The sequence below is a fragment of the Sphingobium sp. FG125 genome (assembly GCF_057809795.1).
In genome coordinates this window covers 62,046-80,209 of sequence record NZ_JBMDKQ010000001.1, presented here as the reverse complement: position 1 = coordinate 80,209, position 18,164 = coordinate 62,046, and the positions used below count along the sequence as shown (strand labels likewise).

Annotated in this window: 21 protein-coding genes; 11 read left to right on the top strand and 10 right to left on the bottom strand. The window is 63.9% G+C overall.

What is annotated here, in order from left to right; genetic code table 11:
• Nucleotides 1–105 precede the first annotated feature (105 nt).
• A complete protein-coding gene (gene fabF / locus ACODSR_RS00420; RefSeq protein WP_489072670.1) occupies nucleotides 106–1,365 on the bottom strand; it encodes a beta-ketoacyl-ACP synthase II in 1,260 nt (419 codons plus the stop codon).
• Nucleotides 1,366–1,544: 179 nt separating this feature from the next.
• Nucleotides 1,545–1,778, bottom strand: a complete 234-nt coding sequence (locus tag ACODSR_RS00415) for an acyl carrier protein (RefSeq protein ID WP_006950224.1) — start codon at nucleotides 1,776–1,778, stop codon at nucleotides 1,545–1,547.
• A 205-nt stretch (nucleotides 1,779–1,983) separates the two neighbouring features.
• Here ACODSR_RS00415 and ACODSR_RS00410 point away from each other — a divergent pair, with 205 nt between their 5' ends.
• On the top strand, nucleotides 1,984–2,763 hold the full coding sequence (locus ACODSR_RS00410; RefSeq protein ID WP_489072668.1) for a glycosyltransferase family 87 protein: 780 nt from the start codon (nucleotides 1,984–1,986) through the stop codon (nucleotides 2,761–2,763).
• A gap of 60 nt (nucleotides 2,764–2,823) precedes the next feature.
• On the top strand, nucleotides 2,824–3,213 hold the full coding sequence (locus ACODSR_RS00405) for a hypothetical protein (RefSeq protein WP_489072666.1): 390 nt from the start codon (nucleotides 2,824–2,826) through the stop codon (nucleotides 3,211–3,213).
• 116 nt (nucleotides 3,214–3,329) lie between these two features.
• Here the strand turns inward: ACODSR_RS00405 and fabG are convergent, their stop codons facing one another.
• The 4 genes from fabG to fabD all read right to left on the bottom strand — a co-directional run bounded on the left by fabG (nucleotide 3,330) and on the right by fabD (nucleotide 6,376).
• A complete protein-coding gene (gene fabG / locus ACODSR_RS00400; protein ID WP_294131028.1) occupies nucleotides 3,330–4,067 on the bottom strand; it encodes a 3-oxoacyl-[acyl-carrier-protein] reductase in 738 nt (245 codons plus the stop codon).
• A gap of 12 nt (nucleotides 4,068–4,079) precedes the next feature.
• Nucleotides 4,080–4,499, bottom strand: a complete 420-nt coding sequence (locus ACODSR_RS00395; protein WP_489072664.1) for a GxxExxY protein — start codon at nucleotides 4,497–4,499, stop codon at nucleotides 4,080–4,082.
• A 144-nt stretch (nucleotides 4,500–4,643) separates the two neighbouring features.
• Entirely contained in the window at nucleotides 4,644–5,450 is an 807-nt protein-coding gene (locus tag ACODSR_RS00390) for a crotonase/enoyl-CoA hydratase family protein (protein ID WP_489073138.1), read from the bottom strand.
• Nucleotides 5,441–6,376 carry an ACP S-malonyltransferase gene (gene fabD / locus ACODSR_RS00385; protein ID WP_489072662.1) on the bottom strand — a complete coding sequence of 312 codons (936 nt, stop codon included), beginning with the start codon at nucleotides 6,374–6,376 and terminating at the stop codon, nucleotides 5,441–5,443. The genes ACODSR_RS00390 and fabD overlap by 10 nt, the downstream gene beginning before the upstream one ends.
• Nucleotides 6,377–6,534: 158 nt before the next feature.
• On the opposite strand from fabD, the gene ACODSR_RS00380 reads away from it, so the two are divergent.
• The 6 genes from ACODSR_RS00380 to ACODSR_RS00355 all read left to right on the top strand — a co-directional run bounded on the left by ACODSR_RS00380 (nucleotide 6,535) and on the right by ACODSR_RS00355 (nucleotide 12,740).
• Nucleotides 6,535–8,001: an efflux transporter outer membrane subunit gene (locus ACODSR_RS00380; RefSeq protein ID WP_489072660.1), complete on the top strand. Its 1,467-nt coding sequence runs from the start codon at nucleotides 6,535–6,537 to the stop codon at nucleotides 7,999–8,001.
• Entirely contained in the window at nucleotides 7,998–9,479 is a 1,482-nt protein-coding gene (locus ACODSR_RS00375; protein WP_489072658.1) for an efflux RND transporter periplasmic adaptor subunit, read from the top strand. Before ACODSR_RS00380 ends, ACODSR_RS00375 begins: the two co-directional genes overlap by 4 nt.
• A gap of 5 nt (nucleotides 9,480–9,484) precedes the next feature.
• Complete coding sequence (locus tag ACODSR_RS00370; RefSeq protein WP_489072656.1) at nucleotides 9,485–10,186, top strand: ABC transporter ATP-binding protein; 702 nt, start codon at nucleotides 9,485–9,487, stop codon at nucleotides 10,184–10,186.
• A gap of 193 nt (nucleotides 10,187–10,379) precedes the next feature.
• A complete protein-coding gene (locus ACODSR_RS00365) occupies nucleotides 10,380–11,585 on the top strand; it encodes an ABC transporter permease (protein WP_489072654.1) in 1,206 nt (401 codons plus the stop codon).
• Nucleotides 11,586–11,782: 197 nt separating this feature from the next.
• Entirely contained in the window at nucleotides 11,783–12,187 is a 405-nt protein-coding gene (locus ACODSR_RS00360) for an RcnB family protein (RefSeq protein WP_489072652.1), read from the top strand.
• Between the two features lie 145 nt (nucleotides 12,188–12,332).
• The gene (locus ACODSR_RS00355) at nucleotides 12,333–12,740 is read left to right on the top strand and encodes a BLUF domain-containing protein (protein WP_489072650.1); all 408 of its coding nucleotides are present in this window, start codon (nucleotides 12,333–12,335) and stop codon (nucleotides 12,738–12,740) included.
• A gap of 6 nt (nucleotides 12,741–12,746) precedes the next feature.
• Here the strand turns inward: ACODSR_RS00355 and ACODSR_RS00350 are convergent, their stop codons facing one another.
• Nucleotides 12,747–14,147 (bottom strand): GntP family permease, encoded by a 1,401-nt coding sequence (locus ACODSR_RS00350; RefSeq protein WP_489072648.1) that lies wholly within the window; start codon nucleotides 14,145–14,147, stop codon nucleotides 12,747–12,749.
• A 278-nt stretch (nucleotides 14,148–14,425) separates the two neighbouring features.
• Here ACODSR_RS00350 and rpsF point away from each other — a divergent pair, with 278 nt between their 5' ends.
• From rpsF to rplI, 3 genes are read left to right on the top strand one after another with little or no spacing between them, the layout of a single operon-like run.
• Nucleotides 14,426–14,866 (top strand): 30S ribosomal protein S6, encoded by a 441-nt coding sequence (gene rpsF / locus ACODSR_RS00345; protein ID WP_489073136.1) that lies wholly within the window; start codon nucleotides 14,426–14,428, stop codon nucleotides 14,864–14,866.
• Between the two features lie 13 nt (nucleotides 14,867–14,879).
• The gene (gene rpsR / locus ACODSR_RS00340) at nucleotides 14,880–15,104 is read left to right on the top strand and encodes a 30S ribosomal protein S18 (protein ID WP_006950194.1); all 225 of its coding nucleotides are present in this window, start codon (nucleotides 14,880–14,882) and stop codon (nucleotides 15,102–15,104) included.
• A 13-nt stretch (nucleotides 15,105–15,117) separates the two neighbouring features.
• Nucleotides 15,118–15,714 carry a 50S ribosomal protein L9 gene (gene rplI / locus ACODSR_RS00335; RefSeq protein ID WP_119744142.1) on the top strand — a complete coding sequence of 199 codons (597 nt, stop codon included), beginning with the start codon at nucleotides 15,118–15,120 and terminating at the stop codon, nucleotides 15,712–15,714.
• 166 nt (nucleotides 15,715–15,880) lie between these two features.
• On the opposite strand, the gene ACODSR_RS00330 is transcribed toward rplI, so the two are convergent.
• Genes ACODSR_RS00330 through ACODSR_RS00320 form a run of 3 tightly spaced genes read right to left on the bottom strand, consistent with a single transcriptional unit; the run spans nucleotide 15,881 to nucleotide 18,144 of the window.
• Complete coding sequence (locus ACODSR_RS00330) at nucleotides 15,881–16,057, bottom strand: YegP family protein (RefSeq protein ID WP_489072646.1); 177 nt, start codon at nucleotides 16,055–16,057, stop codon at nucleotides 15,881–15,883.
• 24 nt (nucleotides 16,058–16,081) lie between these two features.
• Entirely contained in the window at nucleotides 16,082–17,185 is a 1,104-nt protein-coding gene (locus ACODSR_RS00325; protein WP_489072644.1) for an NAD(P)/FAD-dependent oxidoreductase, read from the bottom strand.
• On the bottom strand, nucleotides 17,182–18,144 hold the full coding sequence (locus tag ACODSR_RS00320) for an alpha/beta hydrolase (protein WP_489072642.1): 963 nt from the start codon (nucleotides 18,142–18,144) through the stop codon (nucleotides 17,182–17,184). Before ACODSR_RS00320 ends, ACODSR_RS00325 begins: the two co-directional genes overlap by 4 nt.
• Between the last annotated feature and the right edge of the window lie 20 nt (nucleotides 18,145–18,164).

Below are 18,164 nucleotides of genomic sequence, written 5' to 3'. Positions count from 1 at the left end.
ATGGCCGAAGGCCAGACGGAGGGGTGTCGCCCTATCGAGAGGGTGACACCCCTCCGTCAGCACTTCGTGCTGCCACCTCCCCTATCAGGGGAGGATTTTACTTCTTCAGAGCGCCTTCATGATCAACGAGGCGTTGGTGCCGCCAAAGCCGAACGAGTTGTTCAGCACCGCGCGCACCTTGCGCTGCTTGGCGACATGGGGGACCAGGTCGACGCCCTTGCAGCTTTCGCTCGGTTCATCCAGGTTCAGCGTCGGTGGCACGATGCCGTCGCGCATGGCCAGGATGCAGAAGATGCTTTCCACCGCGCCCGCGCCGCCCAGCAAATGGCCGATCGCCGATTTGGTCGAACTCATCGACATGGCGCTGATCTGGTCGCCGAACAGCTTGCGGACCGCGCCCAGTTCCAGCTCGTCGCCCAGCGGGGTCGATGTGCCATGGGCGTTCACATAGTCGATATCTTCGAGTGCGAGGCCCGATTTCTTGAGCGCCATCGCCATCGAGCGGAACGCGCCGGAGCCTTCGGGATGCGGGGCGGTGACGTGATAGGCGTCGCCCGACAGGCCGTAACCCAGCACTTCTGCATAGATTTTCGCGCCGCGCGCCTTGGCCCGTTCATATTCTTCCAGCACGACCACGCCTGCGCCTTCGCCCATGACGAAGCCGTCGCGGTTGACGTCATAGGGGCGGCTGGCGCGGGTCGGATCGTCATTGAAGCCGGTCGAGAGCGCGCGCGCCTGCGAGAAGCCGGCGATGCCGATCGGGCAGATCGCGCTTTCCGCGCCGCCCGCCAGCATGACGTCAGCATCGTCCATCGCAATCATCCGCGCGGCGTCACCGATCGAATGGGCGCCGGTCGAACAAGCGGTGACGACGGCATGGTTAGGCCCCATCAGGCCATATTTGATGCTGACCTGGCCGGAAATCAGATTGATCAGGCGGCCATGGACGAAGTGCGGGCTGACCCGGCTTGGTCCCTTGTTCGCCAGCACGAGCGATTCGCTTTCGATGCCCGGCAGGCCGCCAATGCCCGAACCGATCGAGCAACCGGCGCGCAGCCGCTCCGTCTCGCTCATGTTGAGCAGGCCCGCATCCTTGAGCGCTTCGCTCGCCGCCGCAATGCCGAACACGATGAAAAGATCGACCTGGCGCTGGACCTTGTGATCCACCTCCAGATTGGCGTCGAAGCCGTATTCATGGTCCTTGGGCTTCACTTCGCAGGCGATGCGACATTTATAGTCGGTGGGGTCGAACCGGGTGATCGTCGCCGCGCCGGATTTGGACGCGATGATGTTTTTCCAGGTGGTTTCGACATCTCCGCCCAGCGGGGTCACCATGCCAAGACCGGTTACGACGACACGACGCATATGCTAGCTCCGAAATTCCTTGTTGGCGCCTGGCCGTTCCCTTAGCCGCTTGTGCGACAGTTGTGAACGGCGCGCCAGATACGAAAAGGCTCCCCACACCCCGGAATCACCGGACAGGAGGAGCCGTTTCTCTCAACGCATTACCGGCCCGCCGCCCATGGGGCAGGCCGCAATACGCCTTACTGCTTGCTGTCGATATAGTCGATCGCATCCTTGACGGTGCCGATCTTCTCAGCCGCATCGTCGGGGATTTCGACGCCGAATTCTTCCTCGAACGCCATCACCAGCTCAACGATGTCGAGGCTGTCAGCGCCCAGATCGTCGATGAAGCTGGCATCCTCGGTCACCTTTTCGGCTTCAACGCCCAGATGCTCGACGACGATTTTCTTTACGCGATCCGCGGTCTCACTCATGAGTGGTCCTTCTTGACTGGTATCGTTGGTGGGTCTGAATAACTGTTAAGGCAGCCCTAGTGCCAAGCGCCGATACAGGCAAGAGGCAAGGCCGCCAAGCCCCCACATTCGCGCCAGGCAATGATTCCGCAACAAAATAGCGTCAATCGGGCCATGGCAACGCTTCATTTACCAAAATTTCAGCGGCTTGTGCGAGGGATTGAGCATGATCATGCCGCCAGCCCCCGACCGCTTCATTACCCGTGCGCGCGTCCGGCTGACCGCGATGCTGGTCCTGGCGGCGACGATCATCGGCCTTTGCACGCTGTTTGCCACCGCGCATGGCACGGTGGATTCGTTGGGGCGGCCGCTCGGAACCGATTTTTCCAACGTCTGGACCGCAGGACAGATGGCCGATCAGGGCCGCGCGCCGCAAGCATGGGACTGGCCGACCCAGCATGAAGTGCAAAAACAGGTCCATCATGATGACGCCATCCCCTTTTACGGCTGGCATTACCCCCCGCCCTTCCTGATCATCGCCACGCTGCTGGCGCAATTTCCCTATGTCGTGGCACTGCTGATCTGGCAGGGGCTGAGCCTGACTTTATGCCTGACATTGGTGCGGCGCATCCTGCCCGACGATCGCGACGCAATGTTGGTGGCGCTCGGCGCGCCGGTGGTGCTGGTGTGCCTGGGCCATGGCCAGAACGCCTTTCTGACCGCCAGCCTGCTGGGTGCGGGGATGCTGCTGCTGGACCGGCGGCCATGGGTCGCGGGGATGCTGCTCGGCGCTCTGGTCTATAAGCCGCAATTTGCCGTGCTGATCCCGGTGCTGATTCTGGCACGGGGGAATATGCGCGCTTTCCTGTCGGCGGGGCTGACCGTGACGGCGCTGTGCCTGCTGACACTGGCGATCTGGGGCTGGCCGGTATGGCAGGCCTTTATCGAGTCCCTGCCGCTGACACGCCATATCATCATAGAGGCGGGTGCGACGGGATGGGAATAGATCCAGAGCCCCTTCGCCGCCATCCGCCAATGGGGCGGGTCGATCTCCGCCGCTTATGCTGTGCAGGCAATCGTCTCCACCCTCGCCATAGCCGCGGCGGGGCTGGCGGCGCGGCGCGGGTCGATGGCGGTGCGCGGCGCTGCGGCCCTGAGCGCCGCTCTGCTCTGCACGCCCTATGTGCTGGACTATGATTTCGTGCTGCTGGGCGTCGCCATCGCTTTCATCGCCGCGGACATGGCGGCACGAGGCGTGCTGCGCTGGGAGCCGACATGGCTTGCCTATGCGTGGATCGCCCCGCTGTTCGGGCGGGCCGTGTCGGAATGGACGCTGATCCCGGTCAACCTGATCGCCGCCATCGCCGTGCTGGCGCTGGCGAGCCGGCGCGCTGTGGTGCTGGATGGCGCGTGGATGCCCATCAAGCGTCACATGGCACGTATGAGAGCCGCTTGATCCCTTCTTCTCCCCTCCCTTCCAAGGGAGGGGCCGGGGGTGGGTGCCTTCGACGGAGGCTCGCTTCGCTCCCACCCACCCCAACCCCTCCCTTGGAAGGGAGGGGCTTTCCAGCGTCAGATCATCGCCATTCCGCCATTCACATGCAGCGTCTGGCCGTTGACGTAACCGGCTTCCTTGCTCGCCAGATATACCACCGCCGCGCCGATATCATCGCCATCGCCCAGATCGCCTGCCGGAATCTTCTGGAGGATCGCTCCCTTTTGCGCATCATTAAGCGCGTCCGTCATAGCCGACCGGATGAAGCCGGGGGCGACGCAATTGACGGTGATGCCGCGGCTGGCGAGTTCCTGGCCCAACGACTTGGACATGCCGATAATGCCCGCCTTCGACGCGCAATAGTTGGACTGGCCCGGATTGCCGGTAACGCCGACCACGGACGTGATCGAGATGATGCGGCCAAAGCGCGCCTTCATCATCGGCTTGGCCGCTGCGCGGCAGAGGCGGAAAGCGGCCTCCAGATTGATCGCGATGACGCTCGACCATTCCTCATCCTTCATCCGCAGGATGAGGTTGTCGCGGGTGACGCCGGCATTGTTGACGAGGATGTCGATCTTCCCCAGCGCCTCCACAGCCTGCGGCACCAGCGCATCGACAGATGCAGGGTCGGACAGGTTGCAGACGATCGTCTTGTGATCCCCGCCCAGTTCCGCCGCAAACGCCTTGAGCTTATCCTCATTGCTGCCCGAAAGAGCCAGCGTCGCCCCCTGCGCAGCCAGCGCCTTGGCAATGGAAGAGCCAATCCCCCCCGAAGCGCCAGTCACCAGCGCGGTCATACCTGTCAGATCGAACATCCCTTTACTCCCTTAAATTTGTTCGCGCAGAGGCGCAGAGGACGCAGAGTCCAAGTGGTTGTTTACAAGGCGGCGTATGCCTTCCTTCATTGTCTCTCCGCCAAAATTCAGGATCAATCCTACCGATTGCCGCGTCAGACGCAGATAGGTCAGCAATTGTTTGGCATGAACTCTCTGAAGCTGATCAACCGACTTTATCTCTATGACCAGGCGGCCATCGATCATGACATCTACGCGAAATGCAGCCTCAAATGTTAGACCATCAAACTCAATGTTGATCGGCTTTTGCCGATCAACCTTATACCCCATATGTGCCAACTTGCCTGCTAGCACGGTCTCATAAACGCTCTCCAGCAGACCTGGACCCAGATCCCGATGGATAGCCATCGCGACGCCAATGACATCCCGCGTGATATCATCGATCGGCTTCATCGTCTCTCCGCGTCCTCTGCGCCTCTGCGCGAAAATTTACATTGCCCCCAAGTGCAGCCTCGACCAAATTCCCTCCGCGTCTCCGCGTCTCCGCGTCTCCGCGTGAACAAAATCGAGCCGCCCCATATTGCACCGCTACGCCGTTCAGTCTCCCTTGAAAGTCGGCGGGCGGCGGTCGAAGAAGGCGTTGATGGCCTCATCATGGTCCGCCGTCGCATGGGCCAGCGCCTGCATGGCGCCTGCCATTTCCAATATATGTGAAAGCTCCGCCGTCTGCGCCGCGCGCAGCAGCCGCTTGGTCATGCGCGTCGCGTGGGGCGGATTGGCGGCGATGGCGTCGGCCTGTTTACGCGCCGCGGCCATTAAATCCTCGTCCGCCACGACATCGCTCACCAGACCGATGCGCAGCGCTTCGGCGGCGTCGATCGTCTCGCCGGTCAGCGACAATTGCGCGGCCTTGGAAAAGCCGACAATGCGTGGCAGCAGCCAAGCGCCGCCATCGCCCGACACTAGCCCCAGCTTCACGAAACTTTCGGCAAAGCGCGCCGACTGGCCCGCAATCCGCACGTCGCACATGCAGGTCAGGTCCATCCCTGCCCCGATCGCCGGGCCGTTGACCGCCGCGATCACCGGCAGTTCGATCGCCTGGAACAGGAGCGGCAGGCGCTGGATGCCCGCGCGATAGTTGCGGCGCGTCTGCGCGGGCAGTCCGGCGCGCAGCCCCCCAGCGTCGGGCCGCATCGCGTTCAGATCACCGCCCGACGAAAAGGCGCTGCCCGCCCCGGTCAGGATGGCGACATGGATCGAGATGTCACGCTCGGCTTGCTCGAACACCGCGCACAGCGCATCGACCATGGCCGGGTCGGAAATCGGGTTGCGCCGGTCGGGCTGGTTCAGCGTGACCGTCAGCACCGGCCCGTCGCGCTGGGTGAGAACCGCGCTCACAGCGATCCCAGCGCGGCCTCGATATCGTCCATCGTCACGACGCTGCGCACGGTGGCGTCGGGCGCAATGCGTTTGACCATCGGACCCAGCACCTTGCCGCCCAGCTCGACGAAATCGGTCACGCCCGCTTCCCACATGGCGGCAACGGATTCGCGCCAGCGCACCCGGCCCGTCACCTGCTCGACCAGCCGCGCGCGAATCTCGTCCGGGTCGGCGATGGGGGCGGCGAGTACATTGGCGTAAACCGGTAGCAGTGGCGCGTTGATGACGGATTCCGCGAGCGCTTGCTGCATGACGTCAGCAGCTGGCTGCATCAGCGGGCAATGGAAGGGCGCCGACACCGGCAGCAACATGCCGCGCTTGATGCCATGCTCCTTCACCATCGCCACGGCCCGCTCGATCGCGCCGCGATGGCCGGAAATGACGACCTGGCTTGGGTCATTGTCATTGGCGACGGTGCAGACCTCGCCTTGAGCCGCTGCGTCGGCCAGAGCCTGCGCCTTTTCAATGTCCGCCCCCAGCAGCGCCGCCATCGCGCCTTCGCCCACCGGCACGGCTTCCTGCATCGCGTAGCCCCGGCGCTTGAGCAAATGCGCAGTGGTGCCGACGTCCATCGCCTCCACCGCACACAGCGCGCTATATTCGCCCAAACTGTGGCCCGCGACATAATCACCCTTGTCGCTCAGCGAAAAGCCGCCCTCGCGCTGCATCACCCGGAGCGTGGCGATGGCATTGGCCATGATGGCGGGCTGGGCATTTTCCGTCAGGGTCAGGTCGCTCTCCGGCCCTTCGATCATGATGCGGAACAAATTTTGTTTCAGCGCGTCATCGACTTCCTGAAACAGCTCACGCGCGGCGGGACTGGCATCGGCCAGCGCCTTGCCCATGCCCACCGATTGGCTGCCCTGCCCCGGAAATAGAAAAGCCCGCATTCGTCATCCCCTGACCCAAGCGCTGAAAAAAAGCGCGTAATTTCAATAGTGTTACACTTTGAGACATAAATGGCATTGAGGCATACACATGACTGCGGCAGGCAGGCATCCGACACCCCACCCCCTTTGTCGGGGGGATTGAAACGGCCCCTGTAACAATGACGGAGTGCAAGGAAAAGGTGCGATATCGCATTGTCTGGATCACGGCGACGGCGCTTGCCCTGTCCGCCTGTGCAGCGGGGCCGGACTATCGCGCGCCGCAGCCTGCCGCGCTCGGCATCCCCGCCGCCTATGATCAGGGCAGCGGCGCGCCGGTCAGCGATGCAGAGCTTGCGCAATGGTGGACGCGCCTTAACGATCCCGCTCTGTCCGCGCTGATCGACAGTGCCGTCACCGCCAATCTCGACATCGTGCAGGCGCAGGCGCGGTTACGGCAGGCGCGGGAATCGCTGGCGCAGACCAATGCGTCCTTCCTGCCCCAGATCAGCGGCTCCACCAGCGGCGGCAAAAATTACCGCAGCCAGGCGGGTGGCACCCGCGTCGACAATAATGGCAATGTCATCAGCACCGGCGCCAGCAACTGGTCGTCCAGCTATTCCGTAAACGCCAACGCCAGCTGGCAGATCGACCTGTTCGGCGAATTGTCGCGCAGCGCCGAAGCGGCACGGGCGGGCCTTGCCGCGTCGGGCTATGATCTGGCGACGGTGCGGATGACGATCATATCCGAACTCGTCACCAACTATGTGCAGGCGCGGCTGGCGCAGGAGCAGTTGCGTGTCGCCCGCGACAGTCGGCAGGTGCAGCAGGATAATTATGACATTGCCCGCTGGCGGTTGCAGGCGGGCCTCGTCTCCTCGCTCGATGAACAGCAGGCACGCGCGCAACTGGCGCAGACCAGCGCGTCGATCCCGCAGATCGAGGCCAGCCTGCGCGGCAGCCTCAATCGCATCGCGGTGCTGACGGGCCAAGCGCCGGGCGCTGCGACCCGCGCGCTCGAAACCCCCGCCCCCATTCCCACCGCCGCGATCGACATCGCCACCGGCATCCCCGCCGACACGCTGCGCCAGCGACCCGACGTGCGCCGCGCCGAACGCAACCTCGCCGCCGCTACCGCGCGGATCGGCGTGGCGCAGGCGCAGCTGTATCCCTCGCTCGGCATCAGCGGCAATATCGGCACCACCTCCAACGCGTTCAGCGATCTGTTCAGCCTGATCACCGGCGGCGTGTTCGCCAATGTCGCGCAGACCATCTTCGACGGTGGCCGTCTTGCCTCGCAAGTCCGCGCGCAGAAGGCCGCGACCGACGGCGCGTTCGCAGCCTATAAGCAAAGCGTGCTGGGCGCGCTGGAGGATGTCGAGAACGCCATGGCGTCGCTGACCAGCGCCCGCTTGCGCAAGGCGGAGTTCGCGACGGCCTATGATGCGTCGAACAATGCCGCGATCCTGGCGCGCAGCCAGTATCAGGCGGGCCTGACCGACTTCCAGACGCTGTCCAGCAGCGAATCCACCCTTTTGAACGCGCGCAACAGCCTGGCTGGCGCGCGGTCGGACGAAATCCTTGCCCTCGCCCAGCTCTACAATGCGCTGGGCGGCGGCTGGCAGAGCATGGAAAGCCGTCCCGAATGAGCAATGACACCACCACCGATCCGGCGCTGGACGCATTTCTGGGCGCGAAACCGGCCAAGCCGTGGCGCAAATGGGCTGTGCGCGGTGCGGTCGGCATTGGCCTGCTGCTGCTCGTTCTGCTCGTCAGCCGCTGTTTCGCGGACGAGGATCAGCCCAATTATGCGACCCGCGAGGTCCGCAAGGGCGACCTGACCGTCAGCGTATCGGCGACCGGAAATTTGAAGCCCGTCAATCAGGTCGATGTCGGCTCCGAACAGTCGGGCAAGATCACCGCCGTCTATGTCGATGTAAACGACCGGGTGGTGAAGGGCCAGCGGCTGGCCGAACTCGACACGCGGCGTCTGGTCGATACGGTGAACCAGAACCGCGCGCAGCTGTCGGCGTCGCAGGCGCAAGTCGCGCAGGCACAGGCGGAGGTCGCGCTGGCCAAGGCAACGCTCGACCGGCAGCTTAACGTGTTCCAGCTGTCGGGCGGCAAGGTGCCGGCCAAGACCGAGATCGATTCGGCCCGCGCCAATTATGAGGGCGCTGTTGCTTCGCTGCGGTCGGCACAAGCGCAGGTGGACGTATCCCGCGCTCAGTTGTCCTCCGCCCAGACCAACCTGACGATCGCCCAGATCGTGTCCCCGGTGAACGGCGTGGTCCTGTCGCGGGACATAGAGCCGGGGCAGACCGTTGCCGCCTCGCTCAACGCCCCGGTCCTCTTCACCCTGGCCGAAGATCTGACCCAGATGGAGGTCGAGGTGTCGGTAGACGAAGCCGATGTCGGTCAGGTCAAGGACGGCCAGAGCGCCACCTTCGCCGTCGACGCCTTCCCCGGCCGCAGCTTCCCGGCCAGGGTCACGCGGGTCAATGTCGGGTCGAACAGCGCCAGCACATCCTCGTCCACGACCAGCACCACCAGCAGTGCGTCTGGCACCGTGGTCGCCTATACCGCCGTGCTGACCGTCAATAATGGCGACGAGATGCTGCGTCCTGGGATGACCGCGACCGCCGACATCGTGACGCAGGAATTGCACGACGTGCTGCTCGTCCCCAACGCCGCGCTGCGCTTCAAGCCCAGCAATGGCGCGAGTTCAGGCGGCGGCATCGCCAGCACATTGATGCCCCGCCGTCGCGGCAATCGCCCGACCCGCGAAGTCAGCTTTGGCGCGGGTAGCAGCCAGACGGTTCATGTCGTGGGTGAGGATGGCAAGCCCAAGGCGATCCAGGTCGTCGTCGGCGCCAGCGACGGGTCGCGTACCGTCATTACCGGCGGCGATCTGAAGCCGGGAATGCGCGTCATCACCGGGCAACTGGCGGCAGGCCAGCAGCCGCCCGCCGAGGATCAGGCCCGCAATGGCGCAGACCAGCGCGCGCCGCGCAAGGACAGCGCGCCGCGCAATCCGGCGACCGACGGCACGCCCGCCACCGTTGGGAAGCTCGGCAATTCGGGCGATGCGCCACCGCAAACCGCGCCCGTGGCGGCCAAGCCCTGATCGCCATGAGCGCCGATCCCATCATCACCTTGCGCGGCGTCACCAAAGTCTATGGCAGCGGCGCGACCGAATTTCAGGCCTTGAAGGGCATTGACCTCGACATTGCGCAGGGCGATTTCGTCGCGGTCATGGGACCGTCCGGCTCCGGCAAATCGACGACGATGAACATCCTTGGCTGCCTCGACGTGCCGTCTGCGGGCGAGTTCCTGTTCAAGGGCCATCATGTCGAAACGCTGGACCGCGACCAGCGCGCCCTGCTGCGCCGCCGCTATCTGGGCTTCGTATTCCAGGGCTTCAACCTGCTCTCGCGCACCAGCGCGCTGGAGAATGTCGAACTGCCCCTGCTCTATCGCGGCGAGGACAAGCAGACCCGATACGACATGGGCATGGCCGCGCTCGACAAGGTGGGCCTTAAACAATGGTGGGATCATACCCCCGCCGAACTGTCCGGCGGCCAGCAACAGCGCGTCGCCATCGCCCGCGCCATCGTTACCAGCCCCGATGTGCTGCTGGCCGACGAACCGACCGGCAACCTCGATTCGGAACGCTCGATCGAGATCATGGAATTGCTGACCGACCTCAATCGGAATAGCGGCATCACCGTGCTGATGGTGACGCACGAACCCGACATGGCAGCGTTCGCGCGCACCATCGTGCATTTCCGCGACGGGCTGGTCGAGCGGGTCGAGAAGGGGCTGGCAGCGTGAGCGGCGCGCAAGTCAAACCTTCTCCCCTAGGGGAGAAGGATACGCAGCCTTACCCGCGCAGCGGGATAGGCGAAGTTGGAAGAGGGGGCTGGGCGCCATCGACAGGTCGCAGCACCCTCATCCAGCTCCGACTAGGCAGCAAGCTGCCAAGTCTGCGCAACCTTCTCCCTCAAGGGAGAAGGAAAGGATCGTCATGCTAGGCACCACCATCATCCTCGCCTTCCGCGCGATCAACCGGCACAAGCTGCGCAGTTTCCTGACGACGCTGGGTATCATCATCGGCGTGGCTGCGGTCGTCACCATGGTGACGCTGGGCAATGGCGCGACCGCGGCGGTGCGGGAACAGATTAGCTCGCTGGGGGCCAACGTGCTGCAATTGCGCCCCGGCCAGGGCTTTGGCCGTGGCGGCGGGGGGCCACGTCCACCAGACTTCAAACCGGCGGACCTGACCGCTATCGAAAACCAGCTGACCGGTGTGCGCGCCGTCGCCCCCATGGCGCAATCGAGCGGCACTGCCATTTACGAAGGCAATAACTGGTCCACCACCGTCTATGGCACCACCGCCGCCTATTTCGAGGTGCAAAGCTGGAAGGTGACCAGCGGTCGCCTGTTCATGCCCGAAGAGGAAGAGGCCGGTCGCCCGGTCTGCATCATCGGCAATACGGTGCGCACCAACCTGTTCCAAGGCGGCGACCCGATCGGCCAGCGGATGCGGATCAAGGGCGTATCCTGTCAGGTGATCGGCGCGCTGGCGACACGCGGCCAGGGCGGCTTTGGCGATCAGGACGATGTCGTCGTCATGCCGATCAAATTCGTCCAGCGCCGCTTCACCGGCAATCGCGACATCAGCCAGATCATGATCGCGGTGGACGATGCCTATGATACGTCGACGGTGCAGCAAAGTCTGGAAGCACTGATGCGCGAACGCCGCCAGATCAAAGCCGGGGGCGAAGATAATTTCAACGTGTTCGATACCAAGCAGATCAGCGACACGCTGACCGGCACCACCACCATCCTGACGCAAATCGTCGGCGCGGTTGCGGCCATATCGCTGCTGGTTGGCGGCATCGGCATCATGAACATCATGCTGGTGTCGGTGACCGAACGCACGCGCGAGATCGGCATCCGCCTCGCCATCGGCGCGGTCGCGGGCGAAGTGTTGATGCAGTTTCTGGTCGAAGCGATCGTGCTGTCCTGCCTGGGCGGGGTGATCGGCCTGCTGATCGCCCTCGTCGCCTCCTGGGCGATAGCCCCGCTGATGCAGGTGCCCTTCATCTTCGACCTGAAGGTCAATCTGATCGCCTTCGTCTTTTCCGCCGTCATCGGCGTCGTATTCGGCTATTTCCCCGCCCGCCGCGCCGCCGCGCTCAACCCGATCGACGCCCTACGCCACGAATAGCGCGTAAGGCCCGATCGGTATTATCCTGACGGCGGGCGCCGAAATCGGCGAAGATGAACAGACATTCATATTAAATTTCAATCTGTTACAATTTCCGACACTCTTTGCCCTTCCCCGACACATGGCTGCGACAAGCACCGCCTATCTCTGTTCTCGACGCCGCAAAGGGCGCCCGAAACACGGCAAAGGAGCAAGGCATGTTCAAGAAAATCCTCATGGCGCTGGCCACCACGACCCTGGTCGCCAGCCCGATCATCAGCAGCCAGGCGCAGGCGCAAGGCTATGGCCAGCCGCATCGTCAGGAACAGACCCGCACGGTCGTCAAGCAAAAGCCCAACGGTCGCACCGTGGTCAAGCAGAAGACCATCGTTCGCAAGGATGTCCGCAACAATCATAAGGCCATCGCCAATCATCGCTGGGCCAAGGGCCAGCGCTTCGACCGGCGCCAGGCAGCCAACTATCGCGTCATCAACAATTATCGCGGCTATCGCCTGAACGCCCCGCCGCGCGGCTATCAGTGGGTCCAGTCGGGTAATGACGCGGTGCTGATCGCCATCACCAGCGGCATCATCGGCGCGGTCATCGGCGGCGCAATCCGTTAAGGCCTTCAAGTCTGCAACATGCCCCAGGGAACTCTCCTCCCCTGGGGCATTTTTGCGTGTCCGTGCGTCTGACACAGGTTAAATACCCGATATTAAGGGATTGTCCCGCATAAGTCCCAAGCCGGGGGGCGCATCGGGAACGACTATGTCACTGCATCAGATCATGTATATCAGCTCCGTCACCGGAACGGTCACGCCGCAGGATTGCGCCGCCATCGCGCGCGCATCGGCGATCAGCAACCGCCGCGACGACGTCACTGGCCTGTTGCTGTTCAACTCCCGCCGCTTCCTTCAGGTATTGGAAGGCCCAAAGGAGGCGGTCGAGCGCATCTTTGCCCGCATCCATGGCGACAGCCGCCATCGCGCCGTGGTCAAGCTGCGCGAGGGCGCGATCGACAGCCGCGAGTTCGGCCAATGGGCCATGGCCTATGACGATCCGCTCAGCCCCGCCGACAATCTGAAGGATGTGGTCGCCGCCTTGCTGGCCAGCGCCGGTCCTTCGACCCGCGCCCATTTCATGGGATCGGCGGAGTTGCACCGCCCGGCGGCCTGATCCGCGCTACACCAGACCGGTCAGATAATAGACCGCGATCACGATGAACACCGTCACCGTCTTGATCAACGTCAGCGCGAAAATATCCTTATAGGCCTGCCGATGGGTCAGGCCGGTTACCGCCAGCAGGGTGATGACCGCGCCATTATGCGGCAGGCTGTCCATGCCGCCCGACGCCATCGACGCGACCCGGTGGAGCACCTCGCGCGATATGCCCGCCGCGTCGCCCGCAGCGATGAACTGGTCCGCCATCGCCGCCAGCGCGATCGACAGGCCCCCGGACGCTGACCCAGTGATCCCGGCCAGCGATGTGACGGTAATCGCTTCATTGACCAGCGGATCGGGGATCGCGCGCAGCGCTTCCTTGACGATCAGGAAACCGGGCAGCGCCGCGATCACCGCGCCAAAGCCATATTCAACCGCGGTATTCATCCCCGCCAGCAGTGCGCCGCCAACCGCCGCCTTTGATCCTTCGGCAAAGCGTTTCGCCACGGTGCGATAGGCAAACAGCAATATCGTCGCGATACCCAGCAACAGCGCCCCCTCGACCGCCCAGAGCGCCGACACCTGCGCCACCTTGACGTCGACCGGCTCGGCCATGCCGACCAGCGACAAAGTGACGACATCGCCGCTCACCCAGCGCGGGATCGCCATCGTCAGCAGCAGATTGCCCACGCCCACCACCAGCAAGGGCAACAGCGCCACCAAAGGATGCACCTTTGCCGCGTCATCCACAGGCTCCGGCTCGTTCACCAGCGTGTCGGGCGCGCCATAGCCCTCGCCCGCCGCCATCATCGCGCGCCGCCGCCAGCCAAGATAGGCCAGCCCCATCGCCGCGATACAGGCAGAACCGATCAGCCCCAGCACCGGCGCGGCCCAGGCGGTGGTGCCGAAAAAGCTGGTCGGGATGATATTCTGAATCTGCGGCGTGCCGGGCAGCGCATCCATGGTGAAGGTGATCGCCCCCAGCCCAATCGTCGCCGGGACCAGCCGCTTGGGAATGTCGGCGCGGCGAAACATCTCGGCAGCGAAGGGATAGACGGCGAACACCGCGACGAACACCGACACGCCGCCGTAGGTCAGCAGCGCGGTGACCGCCATGATCGCCGGGATTGCCCGCCCTGCGCCCACAATGCCGATCACCGCCGTCACGATCGCACGGGAAAAGCCCGAAATCTCGACCAGCTTGCCGAACAACGCGCCCAGCAGGAACACCGGAAAATAGAGTTTGAGGAAACTGCCGACCTTTTCCATGAACAGGCCGGAAAAAGCAGCGGGCACTGCGGCGGGATCGGTCAGCAACACCGCCAGCATCGCCAGCAGCGGTGCCATGATGATGACGCTCATGCCCCGATAGGCGGCGATCATCAGCAGGATGAGGGATAATGCTGCAATGCCGACTGCCATAAGCTAACCCTCTCAACCGTTCGCACTGAGCTTGTCGAAGTGCTGGCCTTCTTCTCCACAGGGATAGAAGAAAGGACAAGGCTTCGACAAGCTCAGCCCGAACGGATGGTGTTTATTGCCCACCACCCTTGCCTTTCCCCCGCCTTTCCGCCATAGGCGCGCCTTCGCATCGGGCCAGAGGTGACTCGGCCCGTGTGCGGAGCATGAAAGACGACAGCCGGAGGGGCGTTCCACATGGGGTGGGCGTCAGCAATCGGCCAACAGAAGAAGGTATAATCATGGCTCTTTATGAGCATGTGTTCCTTGCGCGCCAGGATCTGGCACAGGCGCAGGTGGACGCCCTGGCGGAAATCGCCACCAAGATCGTGGAAGAAAACAACGGCAAGGTGACCAAGGTCGAGACCTGGGGCCTGCGTTCGCTCGCCTACAAGATCGCCAAGAACCGCAAGGCGCACTATGTGATGCTGAACATCGACGCCCCCGGCGGCGTGATCGCGGAACTGGAGCGCCAGACCCAGATCAACGAAGACATCATCCGCTACATGACCGTCAAGGTCGATGAGCTGGAAGCTGGCCAGTCGGTCATGATGCGCAAGCAGGACCGCCCCGACCGTGGCGATCGCGGCCCCCGTGGTGACCGCGGTGATCGTGGTCCGCGCGAAGATCGCGGCGACCGTGGTGATCGTGGCCCGCGCCGCGAAGAAACCGCTGGCGAATAAGGAGACATAGATCATGGCACGCCCATTTTTCCGCCGCCGCAAGAGCTGCCCCTTCGCCGCCAAGGATGCGCCGAAGATCGATTATAAGGATGTCCGTCTGCTTCAGGGCTTCGTGTCCGAACGCGGCAAGATCGTCCCCAGCCGCATCACCGCCGTTTCTGCCAAGAAGCAGCGCGAACTGTCGCAGGCGATCAAGCGCGCCCGTCATCTGGGCCTGCTGCCCTACATCGTGAAGTAAGGGAGTAAGCCCCATGGAAATCATTCTGCTCGAACGCATCGAGAAGCTCGGCGCCATTGGCGACATCGTGACCGTCAAGGACGGCTACGCCCGTAACTTCCTGCTGCCGAACAAGAAGGCGCTGCGCTCCAACAACGCCAATAAAAAGGTGTTCGAGGCCAACCGCGCCAAGATCGAGGCCGACAATGCCGCTCGCCGTTCGGATGCCGAAGCGGCCGCCGACAGCGTCAATGGCACGCAGATCGTCCTGATCCGCCAGTCGTCCAACGCTGGTGCGCTCTATGGTTCGGTCGCGGTTCGCGACATCATCGAAGCGCTGCAGGCGCAGGGCGTCACCATCGTCACCAAGGCGATGGTCGTTCTGGAACGCCCGATCAAGACGCTCGGCGTGTTCGACGTCAAGGTCGCGCTGCACCCCGAAGTTGCCGTCACCATCAAGGTGAACGTGGCGCGCTCGCCTGAAGAGGCCGAACTGCAAAGCCAGGGCGTCGACGTCATGGCCGACCTGTTCGAAAAGGACGAAGCCGGCTTCACCGAAGATTATGATCCCAACGCAGAACCCGGCGATCTCGCCGCGTTCACCGAAGAAGCCCCGGCTGAAGAAGCCTGAGCTTTTCCGTAAGGACCAAATGAAAAAGCCGCCCCGCAACGGGCGGCTTTTTTGTTGGCATTCCTATTCTGTACAAGCCCGGCATCAAAATCCTCCCCTGCAAGGGGAGGATGGGCTTTTTGCAACACGCCAACATCGCTATTTCATCGGCTAACCGGAGGAAGCCTTACTCCGCCTCTTCAATCTCCGCGCCCGGCCCGTTCTTCAGCACGGACTCGATCGCATTTTTCGCGCCTGCCTTGCTGCTATAGCCTTCGGTCCAGAAAATCACTTCGCTATTATATTTGAACTTGGCGACAAACTCGCCAGCCTTGTTCTTCTCGATCACGAACTTGTGCGCCATGTACCGTTCTCCAGACTCGTTCCGTTAGCGAAACCGGGTCGGAGAATAGGCAGCCGCGGCGATCCCCGCAACGCTTTCCGGCAGCGCCTCGCCCCGCACCAGAGCAGCCGCCAGCAGCGCGGCGGCAGGGGCCGTCTGGATGCCGAAACCGCCCTGCCCGGCAAACCAGAAAAAGCCCGGTGCGTCAGGATCGAACCCGTACACCGGCGCACGATCCGGCGCGAAGCTGCGCAGTCCCGCCCATTTATGCTCGACCCTGGCGATCGGCCAGTCGACCGCTTCCTCGAACCGCGCAATCGCCTGCGCCACCGCCAATTCTTCGGGCGCAGCGTCGCAAGGGGGGGATGGCGCCTCGTCATGCGGGGTCAGCCAGATGCGCCCCTGCCCCTCCGGCTTGAAGTAGAATTGCCCGGCCAGGTCCATGATCAGTGGCAGGTCGGGCGACGGCATGGACGGCACACGCAACTGCACCACCGTGCGGCGCAGCGGCGTCATGCCGATCGGTGCAACGCCACAGGCGCGCGCGACATCATCCGCCCACGCCCCCGCGGCATTGACCAGCACAGCGCAGGCGATTCTCCCCGCCGGCGTCTCGACCTGCCAGCCACCGCTATCTGTCCGCGCGGCGCTCAGCTGTGTCGCCAGCCGCACCTCGCCGCCGCGCCGACGGAACTGGCGCAGATAGGCCTGATGCAGCGCCGCCACATCAATGTCCTGACAACTGGCCTCCATCAACCCGATGGTCCAGTCCGACCGCAACCCCGGCACCAGCGCGGCAGGATCGACCGGCTCCAGCACCACCTTGCCCGCAAATTCCGCCATCAGCGCATCGCGATGCCCCTCATCCCTCGCCCGACCGATATGCAGCGTGCCGCGCGGCGACAGGAAACTGCCGTCATGAAAATCGGGGTCCGGCGCGCTTAGCAACGGCCCTGATGCGGTGGTCAAAGGCTGCACCACCGCGCCGCCATAGCTTTCCTCCCAGAAAGCGACTGAACGCCCCGTGGCGTGATAGCCAGCGCGATCCTCCATCTCCAGCAGCACGACCCGCGCATGGGCCGCCAGCTCCGCGCCCAGGCTGGCCCCGGCAATGCCGCCCCCGACGATGACGATATCAGCCTGGCTCACGCCGCCACCTCATCCAGAAAGGCGTCGATCCGGGCGAGCGCATCCAGCCGGACGGGATCGAGTTCGCGCAATATCTCATGCGCAGCCTCCCGCCCGTAAATATGCAGCCGCGCGCCCGGAATCCGCGCGGCGACGCGGCGGATCGCCGGGGTGGATACCAGTTGATCCGCACGGGTCGCCAATATCAGCAGCGGCACGGCAAGGCGCGCCAGTGCATCATCCTGCGCCAAGGCCCGCGTCGATTCCAGCGCCTGACTGACCCAGGTCCAGCTTGGCGGTCCCAGCGCGATGTCACGGCTATGGTCGCGCCACCATAGTTCGTCGGCATAGCGATCCGGGTCATGGGTCAATCGCTTCTGCCGCATCCGCCGCTGCCGTTCCGACCCTTCCTTCTGCGTCCACGCCTGCCGCTCGCCCCGGCCCAGACACAGCATGGCGCGGGCCAGCGCGACCGCAAACCAGCGCGGCAGGGGCGCGCTATGGACGTCCAGCATCGGCGCGACCGTCACGGCGGCGTCGGGCGATCGCATACCTTGCGCCAGCGCGCGCAGCAGCAAATGCCCGCCCATGCTGTGCGCCACCATCACATAGGGTCCACGCCCCTCCGCGCGCCAGTCCGCCGCCAGCGCGTTCAGGTCCGCTATCCAGTCGGCAAAATCACCTATATGCCCGGTCATCGGATCATCGGTCAGCCGCCCCGACCCGCCCTGCCCGCGCCAGTCGAATGTCGTGACCGCCCATCCGCGCTCGGCCCAATGGTGGATCACCTCCAGATATTTTTCGATCATGTCGCCGCGACCGCCCAGCACCAGCATCCGCCCGCGCGTCCCGTCGCCCAGTTGATAGCGCCGAATTTGCCAGCCGTCGGGCGCCGTCCAATAGTCCAGCCGCCCACCCATCGGCCAGGCGCGGCGATCGAACAGCGGTGCGTTGAAAAGGGGCGAATCCATGCGGGTCATGGTTACGGTTTGGTAAGCCA